11 protein-coding genes are annotated in these 12,551 nt (G+C 43.6%); 7 read left to right on the top strand and 4 right to left on the bottom strand.

Translation table 11 applies throughout. The features are described 5' to 3' along the window. The first annotated feature begins 8 nt into the window (after positions 1-8). The gene (locus tag HC643_RS32780; RefSeq protein ID WP_038078352.1) at positions 9-671 is read left to right on the top strand and encodes a cysteine dioxygenase family protein; all 663 of its coding nucleotides are present in this window, start codon (positions 9-11) and stop codon (positions 669-671) included. Beyond that, positions 658-1,419, top strand: coding sequence for a class II aldolase/adducin family protein (locus tag HC643_RS32775; RefSeq protein ID WP_038078354.1), 762 nt, complete (start codon positions 658-660; stop codon positions 1,417-1,419). Before HC643_RS32780 ends, HC643_RS32775 begins: the two co-directional genes overlap by 14 nt. A 967-nt stretch (positions 1,420-2,386) precedes the next feature. Here HC643_RS32775 and HC643_RS32770 read toward each other — a convergent pair. After that, complete coding sequence (locus tag HC643_RS32770) at positions 2,387-3,484, bottom strand: LLM class flavin-dependent oxidoreductase (RefSeq protein WP_038078356.1); 1,098 nt, start codon at positions 3,482-3,484, stop codon at positions 2,387-2,389. Between the two features lie 388 nt (positions 3,485-3,872). Here HC643_RS32770 and HC643_RS32765 point away from each other — a divergent pair, with 388 nt between their 5' ends. After that, positions 3,873-5,066, top strand: coding sequence for an acyl-CoA dehydrogenase family protein (locus HC643_RS32765; protein ID WP_072040821.1), 1,194 nt, complete (start codon positions 3,873-3,875; stop codon positions 5,064-5,066). Positions 5,067-5,154: 88 nt separating this feature from the next. Continuing rightward, the gene (locus HC643_RS32760; RefSeq protein WP_038078359.1) at positions 5,155-6,225 is read left to right on the top strand and encodes an NADH:flavin oxidoreductase/NADH oxidase; all 1,071 of its coding nucleotides are present in this window, start codon (positions 5,155-5,157) and stop codon (positions 6,223-6,225) included. Here HC643_RS32760 and HC643_RS32755 read toward each other — a convergent pair. Next, positions 6,222-6,548 (bottom strand): hypothetical protein, encoded by a 327-nt coding sequence (locus HC643_RS32755; protein ID WP_038078360.1) that lies wholly within the window; start codon positions 6,546-6,548, stop codon positions 6,222-6,224. The genes HC643_RS32760 and HC643_RS32755 overlap by 4 nt on opposite strands. A 173-nt stretch (positions 6,549-6,721) precedes the next feature. Between HC643_RS32755 and HC643_RS32750 the strand changes: the two genes are divergently transcribed. Next, on the top strand, positions 6,722-7,135 hold the full coding sequence (locus HC643_RS32750; RefSeq protein WP_038078391.1) for a heavy metal-responsive transcriptional regulator: 414 nt from the start codon (positions 6,722-6,724) through the stop codon (positions 7,133-7,135). A gap of 211 nt (positions 7,136-7,346) precedes the next feature. On the opposite strand, the gene HC643_RS32745 is transcribed toward HC643_RS32750, so the two are convergent. Beyond that, positions 7,347-8,471 (bottom strand): RNA-guided endonuclease InsQ/TnpB family protein, encoded by a 1,125-nt coding sequence (locus HC643_RS32745; protein WP_038081879.1) that lies wholly within the window; start codon positions 8,469-8,471, stop codon positions 7,347-7,349. Here HC643_RS32745 and HC643_RS32740 point away from each other — a divergent pair. Then, on the top strand, positions 8,470-8,655 hold the full coding sequence (locus tag HC643_RS32740) for a ribbon-helix-helix domain-containing protein (RefSeq protein ID WP_237265861.1): 186 nt from the start codon (positions 8,470-8,472) through the stop codon (positions 8,653-8,655). The genes HC643_RS32745 and HC643_RS32740 overlap by 2 nt on opposite strands. Positions 8,656-8,831: 176 nt before the next feature. On the opposite strand, the gene HC643_RS32735 is transcribed toward HC643_RS32740, so the two are convergent. Continuing rightward, a complete protein-coding gene (locus tag HC643_RS32735) occupies positions 8,832-11,216 on the bottom strand; it encodes a PAS domain S-box protein (RefSeq protein ID WP_167844793.1) in 2,385 nt (794 codons plus the stop codon). Between the two features lie 631 nt (positions 11,217-11,847). Between HC643_RS32735 and HC643_RS32730 the strand changes: the two genes are divergently transcribed. Continuing rightward, a complete protein-coding gene (locus HC643_RS32730) occupies positions 11,848-12,528 on the top strand; it encodes a TetR/AcrR family transcriptional regulator (RefSeq protein WP_038085829.1) in 681 nt (226 codons plus the stop codon). Positions 12,529-12,551 lie beyond the last annotated feature (23 nt).

The following is a 12,551-nucleotide window of genomic DNA, read 5'->3' as shown; positions in this document are numbered from 1 at the left end:
AAAATTTTATGAGCGATTTAGAAATATTAGAAGCAGATCAATGGTTTGTAGATAGCCTTGAACTTAAACAATTTGTTGCTATGGTTCATGAAATTAGCTATCGTACAAGGGAGAACCGCAGTGAGACTTTAACTGCCCTTGAGCCGCTTTTTACAGAGTTATTAGCCCAACAAGGATGGTTACCGGAAAAATTTGCTCAACCCAATCCACAAAGTGCTATGGGGGGTGGTATCGGGCAATGGTTGTTGTATAGAGCAAAAGACCGATCGCTCACTGTTTTTAGTTTAGTCATTCCCCCAGGTTCTACAACTCCCGTTCACGATCATCTTGCATGGGGGCTAGTAGGTTTGTATAAAGGAAGACAAGAAGAAACTGTTTATCGACGTGTGGATAAGGGCGATGAGGAAGGACACGCCCAATTAGAGGTTGTCGAAGTGCGTCAGCTAAGACCGGGCGATATTTACCAACTTCTACCTCCAGAAGGAGATATCCACGCAGTTAAGACAACGACTGTTTTCGCACCATCAATATCCATCCACGTTCTTGGCAACGATACTGGATGTATTTGGAGACACCAGTACAATCCAGAACAAAAAAGCGTTAGTTCTTTTCGTTCTGGATATTCAAACGCCCCTTGCAAAGAGGAACAGAAAAATCATGCCAAAGTATGAGAGACCGCAACCCCCTATTTTTGCTAGCGTAGAAGAGGAACGTCTTTACCGCAAGCAACATCTAGCTGCAGCCTTTCGTGTATTCGCACGTTTTGGTTTTAGTGAGGGTATAGCAGGTCATATTACAGCTCGCGATCCGGAATTTACAGATCATTTTTGGGTAAATCCGTTTGGAGTCAACTTTGCTGAAATCAAGGTTTCAAACCTCCTTTTGGTAGATGCAGGGGGAGAGGTTGTTAAAGGCGAAGGTGGTGTGAATCGAGCGGCTTTTGCCATCCATTCCCAAGTGCATGAAGCACGACCTGATATTGTCGCTGCAGCACACGCTCATTCACTTTACGGGAAAACTTGGTCAAGTTTTCATCGCTTGCTCGATCCCCTAACTCAAGATTCTTGCGCTTTTTATGAAGACCACGCTCTATTTGATGACTATACTGGCGTCGTACTAGATCCCCAAGAAGGTAAGCGCATCGCTGAAGCATTAGGCAACAAAAAAGCAGTAATCTTAAGCAATCACGGTCATTTGACAGTAGGTCAAACCGTTGACGAAGCAGCTTGGTGGTACATTAGCTTTGAGCGATCGTCCCAGGCGCAACTATTGGCTGAAGCAGCCGGTCAACCCCGTCTGATAAAACCTGAAACCGCACGCCTGACACGCAGCCAAGTAGGAACCCCCATAGCTGGGTGGTTTAGTTTTCAGCCAATCTATCAAAAGACGGTACGGGAAGAACCCGATTTGTTGGAGTAGGGATAAGCCCAGGTTGAGAAACTCTCGTGCTTTCCCCAGACTCAGCGCAAGGCGATGCTCTCCACCCCACTATTTTTACGTTTTACATTTGGCATTTTGGCACTTATGTTAATTGTGAGATGACTAATATAAATATATTCTTGCTTCAAGAATTACATGACAAAAAGAATACCTCCTCTTCCCAGTTAACTACCAAATTAGATATCAATAATGGTAAAAAACATAGACGTGATACCGTTTCGGTATAAGTATCGCGGGAGTTAGGAATCAGGGATAAGGGAAGAGCGGTTTTTTTCTTAAGTATTAAATTTTCTCTTGAATAACTCAATATTATTTTGGATAGAACGTGAGTCTAAATTAGAACTTTACAAACATTCTCTCACTATCTATCGCAGTCTTTGTATCAATTGGTAGAAATAGAAATTCTAATTTTAACTACAGTGTTACAGTAAATTTGCTGACGCGAAAAGTCATAATTATTTTTAACATTTTGCTTTCCTGTTTTTCTCTCTCTATCTTGTAAATGGAATTAGAAAATTTAGATTTTCAGGGAGCATCGTGTGAACACTAGTGATGAACGTGGCAGTGGCAGATTTTACTTTTAAAAATTTGTAATGCTCATTAATACTTGATACCAAATCCGTTTTAATAACCCCGATAAGCCCTAGTGATTGGAGATCGCGGCTATACAAACGAAGTCCGCAAGGCAAGGACTACAGCAAATTTCAACCTGGTGAGGTATAAAAATTACCCCCCTCTGTCCTCCCTTACCAAGGCTACGGTGTATACAGTTCTCTAGAAAAGATATGAAACATCCTGAAAACAGGAGTATTTGATTCCAATTCCCCCCTTAAAAAGGGGGGAAAATACTCTGAAAATTCACCAATTTATCGGGGTATTTAAAGGGATATTGAATGTTTTGCTACTGATGAAAAGACTTTTCCAACATCCTCTAAGGATAAAGATGTTAAGCAACACTGACAGTGTGATGCTCCCGTCGGGCAATTTCCGCACGAACGAGAGGTATGACTTCACGTCCGTAATCAATAGCATCTTGTAAAGGGTTAAAACCTCGAATTAATAAGGTTGTGACTCCAGCATCGTAATAATCCACTAAAGCTTCTGCAACTTGTTCGGGTGTTCCTACTAGAGCAGTCGTATTACCAGCAGCTCCAGTAGCTGCTGCTATTGGCGTCCACAATCGCTTATCGTAAACTTCTCCTTGGGCTGCAAAATCTAGCAATCGTTGCGATCCTACAGCTTGCGGTCTTGCTGAGGATGTTACTTTTTGCCCGCCACGTAATTCAACGACTCTTTCTAATATATCTTTTGCTCTTTCCCATGCCTTTTCTTCTGTTGTTCCAAGAATGGGACGTAAAGAAACACTGAAACGTATTGTTTTTCCGGGCGGTAGTGCTGCTTTAACTTCAGCAATCCGCTGCTTAATTGCTGCAATGGGTTCGCCCCACATAGCGTAAACATTTGCGTGTTTGGCACCTATGGGAACAGCTGCTTTAGATGCACCGCCAAAATAAATAGGAATGTGGGGCTTTTGTAAGGGTTTGACATCCGAGAAAGCTTTTTTGACTTGATAAAATTTACCTTCCCAATCAAAGGGAATATCGCTCGTCCATATTTGCTTGATTATGTTTAAGTATTCGTCGGTCCGTCGATAGCGATTGTCATGGTCTAGCCAATCCCCATCACGTTGTTGGTCGGCGTCATTTCCACCGGTAATGATGTGGATGGCAATACGTCCACCCGTAAAATGGTCTAGCGTTGCTGCTTTGCGAGCTGCTAATGTAGGTGCAACGAAACCCGGTCGGTGTGCAATCAAAAATCCTAATTTTTCAGTCCATGAAGCGGCGTAGCTAGCAACACCAAAGCCATCAGGGCTGCTGGAGTTATAACCTATTAAGACTCGGTCAAAATCACCTTGTTCGTGAGCTTGTGCAAATTCTCGAACATAGGCTGGATCGATAATGTTATCGGAAATTGTTCCTGGAGGTCCGTCTAATTCTGATACGGGTTTAGTCCGGATTAAGCCAATAAATTCTACCGGCATAAAAAGTCTCCGCTAGGGGTTTGGGTTTGGATGGGGGAAAAAGGCGTCTTTATGGTTAAGGCTCTAAAACTTATAAACTCTATGAAACCATTTCTTGGGGAGATTAGCGTCTCCCCAAGTCAATGGAAACATCAACCGCTTACTGGTGTTGTCCAAACAGATGAGAGATTCTACTAAGAATACACTTTGACTAGCCGATTATTCTTTTAAAATACGGCATATCAATCAAATTATGCTATTTTAGCAGTATAGAGAAAATTACCATAAATGTTTTTTCTATGCAAGGCTTTATTTTCAAGTTGAAAAATGTGCGATTGGCAACAACGCTTAACGCAACTACAAAAAAGTTTAAAGCGATCGCATAATGTCGCGAAAGAAAGGATAAAAGATGAAAAATTTCAACTTAACCCTTGATAGTTCAAGCTTCTCACCAACCGAAACCACTTCTAGTTTATTGGAGCGCGTAAAGGCTTTGGCAGCTGATTTTGCGACTCGCGCCGCAACACACGATCGCAACAGTACATTTCCTTTTGAAAACTTTGAAGCCCTCCACAAAGCTCAGCTTTTAAGTCTGACTGTTCCATTAGAATTTGGTGGTCGGGGTTTGGGCTATTCCACAATTTGCCAAGTTATTGAAACCATAGCTCGGGGAGATGCATCGACGGCTCTGGTGCTAACAATGCATTATTTACAATATGCTAACGCAGCTAGTTCTCGCCGATGGCATCCTGCTATCTATGAAAGACTGTGTCGGGAATCTGTTGAAGGTATAGCCTTACTCAACGCGGCGCGTGTTGAACCAGAACTAGGAACACCAGCACGAGGGGGACTACCTGCAACAATTGCCCAACGCCAGCCTGGTGGTTGGTTGCTCTCAGGTCACAAAATTTACACCACAGGCAGTCCCATCTTGCGGTATTTTGTGGTTTGGGCAAGAACTGATGATAAAGATGTGCAAGTCGGTAGCTTTTTAGTTCCTCGCGACCTTGCCGGTCTGCGTATTGTAGAAACTTGGGATCACTTGGGAATGCGTGCAACTGGCAGCCATGACCTAATATTGGAGAATGTTTTTATCCCAGAAGAGTATGCTTTGGATATCCGTCCCGTACAGGCTTGGTCACCTCCCAACCCTCTTTTACTAACAGGTGGAAGTTTGTTACTGAGTGCTTTGTATCAAGGAGTAGCAAAAGCAGCACGAGATTGGTTGGTACAATATTTAAACAAGCGATCGCCTGCTAACTTAGGCGATAGTTTGGCAACTCTGCCCCGCTTTCAAATAGCAATTGGTGAAATAGAAGCTTTACTTTACGCCAATCAGCGACTTATCTATGGTTTAGCAGCCGAAGTTGATGGAGGCGAGTCCAGCAGTTCCCTAGGTTCTCAAGCACAAACTGTGAAATACCTCACGACAAATCACTCAATTCGTGCTGTAGAAATTGGACTCGAACTCATTGGCAATCCGGGACTATCAAAAAACAATCCGATAGAACGCCATTATCGAGATGTTCTGTGCAGCCGCATCCATACTCCACAAAACGATGTTATTTGCTTGTCTTTAGGAAAACGCGCACTCAAAGTATAAAGGATGAAAGATAAACTATAAAAGAATGAAACAGCTCCTACTTCATAATTCATAATTCATACTTCATAATTCCTACTTCCTACTTCCCATGTCACATCTATTTGAATCGATTACCCTTGGCTCGGTGACTTTTCGCAATCGCATCGCCGTTGCTCCAATGTGTCAATATTCCAGTACTGATGGTTATGCCAATGATTGGCATCTAGTCCATTTAGCTAGTCGTGCGGCTGGTGGTGCAGGTTTAGTCTTGACTGAAGCGGCGGCTGTAGAACCGCGAGGACGCATTAGTCCTCAAGATTTGGGCATTTGGTCTGATAAGCATATTGAACCTCTGGCAAAAATTGTGCAACTTATTCATAATTTGGGTTCTATTGCTGGTATCCAACTCGCTCATGCTGGAAGAAAAGCGAGTACAGCACCTCCTTGGGAAGGCGGACAAATTCTAGATGAATCGGTGGGCGGTTGGCGTCCTGTAGTTTCTAGCAGTCCTCTTGCTTTTAGTGATAAACACCCAGTTCCACAACCCTTAAGCATTGAAGAAATCCAGCAAGTGACTGACGCTTTTGTACAAGCAACCAAACGTTCGGTTGAAGCTGGGTTTAAGGTTATTGAAATTCATGCAGCCCACGGCTATTTATTACATCAGTTTTTATCACCTTTGAGCAATCACAGAGAAGATGAATATGGGGGTAGTTTTGAAAATCGAACCCGTTTTCTCAGAGAAGTTGTTAGTGGAGTCCGAGAAGTATTACCTGAAGGGGACTCCTCGCTTTGGGTCCGAATTTCTGCAACTGATTGGGCAGAAAATGGTTGGGACATTGAACAAAGTATTGCTCTTGCAGATAAACTCAAATCGCTGGGAGTTGATTTAATTGATTGTTCGAGTGGGGGTACTCTGACAAATGCCAAAATCCCTTACGGTCCCGGTTATCAAACTCCCTTTGCGGCTAGAATTCGCCATGAGGCAAATATTCCTACTGGTGCTGTAGGCTTAATCACGTCGCCCGAACAAGCAGATTGTATTGTTCGTACCGGGCAAGCTGATATTGTGTTGTTGGCACGGGAACTTTTACGCAATCCTTATTGGCCCTCTCATGCGGCTAAGCAATTGAAGCAAGATAAAGTTTGGCCCGTTCAATACGATCGCGCTTGGCTTTAGGCTTCAAAATAATTGAATAAATCGAGATTAAAGTTGGTATCGCTATCCGCAGGTAACTTTAATCTTTCTAGCCTTGCAGTTTCTTCATATTCCAGCCAATGACCCATTCTTGAGGGCTCGAGTTTGAGTTTCTCGTATTTGTAGGGGTAGTTGTCCGGCTCCTTGGAGTCTAACTGTTCCAAAGCCCATATAGGGAGATTCTCGTTCTGTATGGCCGGAATATCCAGCAGTTGGTAAATATCTTTATACTCCAAAGAGTTAGCGTCTGTATTGGCTAATTCTAAGTGAGTTTCTTCATTATTATCATTTTTATCGTTCATCATCTTTCTTTAACCCCACCTGTTGGAGAAGCTACTGTTAATAGCTTTCCCTAAAATTTTGCAGAATTAACAGGGGGCATTACTCGTGGTTCTCTTGACTCTCCATCTTACTGGAGGGTTTACAATGAAAATGGTAATTCTCTCTCATGCAAGGGGAGAGGAAGGTTAAGGTAGGTATGTTAATTCAAGAACCGCTAAAACAAATAGGCGAAGTTGCTAAAGAAAGTGGCGTTCCTATTAAAACGATCCGCTATTACGAAGAGCTTGGATTGCTTCATGCTTCAAGTAGAACTGAAGGTGGATTTAGATTATTTAATTCTGAGGTTTTGGCACGGTTAAAATTTATTAAACGCGCTCAAAATCTGGGTTTAACTTTATTGGAAATTAAAGAGTTTTTAGATGTTCATGATGATGGGTTTATGCCCTGCGATCGCATAAAAGTTCAGTTAAAAAACAAGCTATCAGCTATTGATGAACAAATTCAGCAATTATTTCTCTTAAAGTCTGAGTTGGAGGGGCTTCTTTCTGGTTGGGAAAAAATAACCGAACAAGGTGAAGAAACTATTTGTCCTATTATTGAACGGAATTGAATGAATGTGAGTTCGACAGACCTCAGACTAAGTCCGCGTCTTATACCCCTTTATAATTTAGTCCGCGTAGGCGGTGAGTCCAGTCCTGCAGGCGGGTTTCCCGCCGTAGGGAACTGGCAAACCCGAAGGGGCTTTGTTTGTATAGCCGTGATTTCTAATCACTAGGGCTTTTTGACATACTCCCCAGCCTAAAGGCGTGGGGATTCTAGGCTCAGACAGCGATTGCAGGCACAGCCCGTCTTACATCACCTAACCCAACAGTTGATGCCCCAACTGCACAAATATTTTTAGCTGCATTTTCGTCCCTCCCATTCACTAACTGACAGGACGGACAGCGCCACTCTCTGACGGACAAATCCAGCTTTTCTAGAACGTGTCCACAACTAGAACAAGTTTTAGTAGACGGATACCATCGATCTATAAATATGACAGAATTGCCTTTCTTTTTGGCAATCCACTCTAAAATTTGTAGAAATTCTCCAAAAGCTAGGTCTGATATTTTCCGCCCCCAAAGACGTTGCATTCCTTTGAGATTGAGCGTTTCAAAACACAACACATCAAACCTATTAGTTAGACTGTGAGCTAGTTGCCAAAACCAATCGCGTCTAGCGTTTAAAACATCCTCGTACTTGCGTACCAGATTTTTTCTGGCCCTTTCTCGGTTGGATGAGCCTTTTAGTTTTTTGGAATGCTGTTTGCTAGCTTTTTTAATTGTGCTGAGAGACTGTTTGAGAAATTGAGGAGATTCAATACTCGAACCATCAGAGCAAGTGAGAAACGTCTTTAAGCCAAAATCAAATCCCGCTATTCTACCAGTCGTGAATTTGATTTCTGGTTCAACTACACCGTCAACTACAACCACCATAAACAATTCACCCAAAGGTGTGCGCTTGATGGTTAGTGTTTTGACCGTTCCCTCCCAACTTCTAGACTTCCAAAATTGATAAACTCGATTTCCAATCTTGACTCTATTGCCACCTAAAAACTTGTACCCTGCTTGCTTTAGGGTGAACGATTTGTATTTCTTGACTTTCTTGAATCCCGGTGGACGAACCCCCTTCTTGTTGTGCTTAAAAAACAATTGGTATGCCTTCTCAATGCGCTGACAGATATCCTGTACTGCCTGAGAGCCTACCGACTGCCAAAACTCACTACGTTTCCGCAACTTGGCAATGTGTGATTGAAGTTTCGTGCAACTCAAGTGTTTACCCCACATACGATAGTATCGTTTGTGCAAGGCAATGCAATGATTGTAAATTACCCCAGAAGCGTTAATCATCCGCTTGAGGTACTTATTGCGCTTGTGTTCGTACAACTTAAACTTCAATGTTTTCATGCTACTATTATACCACCATCGACGGCAATATGACGGCATGAAAAAATTAACAGTGCGGTGTTCAGACGAAGAGTACGAGATACTAGTAGCGCATTGCAAAGAAACAAATCGCACTCAAAGCGATGTGATTCGCGAGTTAATTCGGAAATTGAAGAAAAGCCGTCCTAGAAGGACGGGGCTTTAAACCCAGATTTTTGGTAAGGATGCAGTGGTGTACACAAGTCTTATATAGTGAATTCTTGGGGTTTCGATCCCCCCTAACCCCCCTTAAAAAAGGGGTGAACTTCGAGGTGACTTCATCGAACTCAGGTTGAATGAAAGCGGAGGCGGAGCCACCGGAGCGAGAGCAGTCCCCAGTCCCTATTTCTTAGCAGAGAGTAATTCTACCCAAAATCGGCTGCCCCGATCTATCTCCGACTCAATGCCAATTCGTCCTCCCATGCGTTCTATACCTTTACGCACGATCGCCAGTCCAATACCAGTCCCTGGATAAACCTCAACACCGTGTAACCTTTCAAAAACTCGAAAAATGCGTTCTTGATGTTCGGGTGCAATGCCAATACCGTTATCTTCTATCCACAAGCGAACCCACCGCTCGCGTTCTTCAGCCCAGACCCGTACTGTGGCTTGTCTGTTAAGAGGTACGAATTTGATGCCATTGGAAATTAAATTAATGATGACTTGAATTAAGGTAGTGCGATGACCTATGACTGATGGCAGTGGTTTTTCTACGATGACTTGAGCGTGTCGCTCTTGAATCTCTGCTTCTAGTTGAGTTAATATTTCTGTCATTATAAATGACAAGTTGAGTGTAGCAAGTTGCAGATCGGTACGGCTGAGACGACTGTAAGCTAATAGATCTCTAATGAGGTCGTCCATTCGTTTGGTAGAAGCCATAATGCGATCGATATAATCGCGACCGTTGGCATCTAAAATATCGGCATAGTCTTCTGAAAGTGCTTCGGAAAATCCTTGCTGGCTTCGCAAAGGAGCGCGTAAATCGTGAGCAACAGAATAAGCAAATGCTTCGAGTTCTGAATTAGCTTCCTGCAATTGCAAAGTGCGTTGTGTCACGCGTTCCTCTAGTTCTAAGGTATAGTGTTGCAGTTGCTCTCGCAAATTGGCTTGTTGCAAGGCGATCGCTAGCTGTCTGGCGACTTGAGAAGCAATTGCTTGATGCTCTGCGTTTAATCCTGTAGATTGACTTAAAATCAGGGCGAGTTCTCCAACGAGCGCTCCTTCAACAAGCAAAGGTATTCTGAAGCAGGTGTCGTTCTCTTCCAAAAGGGGAGTTAACAATTGCTGCGAAGCGTGACCTGTTGCAGTCACGGACTCTGCACCCTGAGTCATGTCTTGTTGTAAAACTTCATTAGAAATGAAGTTGTCAATCGGTATGGTAACTCTTCGTTGAGAAAGGAAATTCTCAGCACCGCTTCCCGGTATTGCGTAAGCTTCGCTGTTTTCAAAATTGTAGACAATAATCAGCGATCGCTTGCAGGGTACCAAACGCTGCATTCGCACGAGTGCTTCTCGAACAATATCTCCTGAAGATTTAGCTTCTAGAATAGCTCGGTCAATTTCATATAAACCTGTCAATCGTTCGCTAGAACGGCGGAGTGCTTCTTCGACTTGCTTGCGTTCGGTGATATCAAAACGAATGGCAAGATATTGTTCGATCGTTTCGTTATTTAAAAATGGAACAATTGTAGTTGCTACCCAATAAAATGTTCCATCTTTAGCTTTATTTTTGATTTCTCCATGCCACACTCGACCGCTAGAAATAGTTGACCAAAGGTTTTGAAAAAATTCTTTGGGATGGTAACCAGAATTGATAATGCGATGATTCTGTCCGATCAGTTCGTCTCTAGAGTACTTGGAAATTTCGCAAAATTTATCATTTATATATGTAATATTTCCTTGGCGATCGGTCGCCGCTAAAATAGCGGCTTCATCTAGAGCAAACTTGATATCAGATAACTGTTTGAGAGAAGTTTGAAGCTGTTCCTCTGCTTGTTTGCGATCGCTTATGTCTCGGGTCACGCTGACAAAACCCCGCAACTTTTGCAAATCGTCGTGTAATGCTGTCATAACAACATTTGCCCAGAAGAACGAGCCATCTTTTCGTTGTCTTAAACCCTCTTCTTCATACCGACCTTCCGCTGTCGCTATTTGCAATTCCTGTTGGGGTTTTTGGCGTGCGATCTCTTCTGGTGGATAGAAAATGGAAAAATGTTTCCCCAAAATTTCTCCCGAGCAATATCCTTTAATGCGTTCTGCTCCAGAGTTCCAACTTACAATCAGCCCGTTGGGATCTAACATGAAAATTGCATAATCCTTGACTCCTTCAATTAGTAGCCGATTGTGTTCCTCACTTTTCTGTAAAGAGAGTGCAGTCAATTCAGCTTTGTGCTTGGCAACTCTTAACTCCTCGTTTAACCAACTAATAAGCGCCCCCTCTGCTAAGAAGATACATATACGAACCACTCCGATCGAATCAACTACTTTTAGGGTAAATGTCGGTAGAATAAAGAAATATGTACCGAAAAGCGCACTTAAGACAGTTGCTAGCAGACCCGGTCCAAAACCCCCATACCAAGAACTTACAGTGACTGCCAAAATCAGACCTAGAAGAGGGGCGTTGTCCCCAAGAAGTGGGTGTAACAACCAACGGAGAGCTAATGCAACCAAGCTGATTAATACAGCTACACCATAGTCTAATACTAACTTTCTCCTAGCTTTTGGCATTTTTTCAAGTTCCGGTAGCAGAGCAATACAGATGCTGCTGCAATTTTATACGTTAAACTCGTTTCACAAACAATACCTTTGCCAAAACGCCCTCACTCTAGAAGAGTGGACGGCAAGCGCTACAACGGGGGTTCCCCCCTCCGGGTTCACCAGTCCCCAGGGCGCGGGAAACCCTCCTACTTTCTCTGGATTCACCGCAACGCGCTGCCTCGGCTATACAAACAAAGCCCACCTGCGTGGGCTTTGGGGTCCCCACGAAGTGGGGTTGGGGCGAACCCAGAGCAGTCACTTCAACGGGGGAACCCAGAGCAGTCGCCTCAAGGGGGGGAACCCTCCGAAGTTTGCGGCTTGGGGGTTTCCCCCAAGCCGCAACTTCTCTGGGAACGGCGCTGCTCTTTGCAACGTGCTGCTCTCCGCAACGCACTGCTCTTTGCAGCCCACCTGCGTGGGCTTTAGGTTTTAGCCCACGCAGGTGGGCTTTGTTTGTATAGCCACAGACTTCCAGTCTGTAGGGCTTTTGAGAAATTGGCAAAGGTATTGATAAAGACATGGGTATTAAGAAAAATTGACTTTTTTATCTTCGTGATTGAGATGTGTTAGTGTTTGATTGACTAATCAATCAATTGTAGTTATGCCTCCACGTGTCGAACAAGACTTTGAAGGTCGGCGACAGCAAATTATTGATGGTGCTTTGCAAGTCTTTTCCCACAAGGGCTTTGAGAAGGCGACCAATAAAGATATTGCTGCTGCGGCTGGAATTGGCTCGCCCGGTTTGATATACCACTACTTTAAGGATAAAGCTGATTTGTTTCGGCAAGTGGTGGAACAACGTCTACCAGTGCTGCAATTGCTAATTCACAACGAGGAAGAGATGATGAGCAAACCTCCTAAGGTTGTGCTGACCATCTTTGCTAAGGCTTTTCTGACAGTCTTGGATAATCCAACGTCTATAGCGATGATGAAATTGCTATTTTCAGAAGCGTTTCGCCATCCTGCTGTTGCTGAGATGATTAACAAAATAGGACCGAGTCGTTCCATCTCTTTTTTGACTCGCTACTTGGACAAGCAAATGGCTGCGGGAGTTTTCAAACCAATGGACTCAGCAGCAGCAGCCCGTTGTTTTGTTGGTTCGTTTCTTGCCTATATCATTACGCGTGAGGTTTTTCTACAGCCCGATGCTCGGCAAATTAGCTTGGATACTATGGTGACGACGGCTGTTGAGGTCTTTTTGCAAGGCATGCTTGCAACTCCTGAAACACCGCCCTCTACAGCAGGCGCGAACGGAAACTACAGCACCCATTTTTCAAGATAAATTTTTTTAGCGCAATATTGATT

The sequence above is a fragment of the Tolypothrix bouteillei VB521301 genome, assembly GCF_000760695.4.
In the GTDB taxonomy this organism is placed as follows: domain Bacteria; phylum Cyanobacteriota; class Cyanobacteriia; order Cyanobacteriales; family Nostocaceae; genus Scytonema; species Scytonema bouteillei_A.
This window is presented reverse-complemented; position numbering and strand designations above follow the sequence as displayed.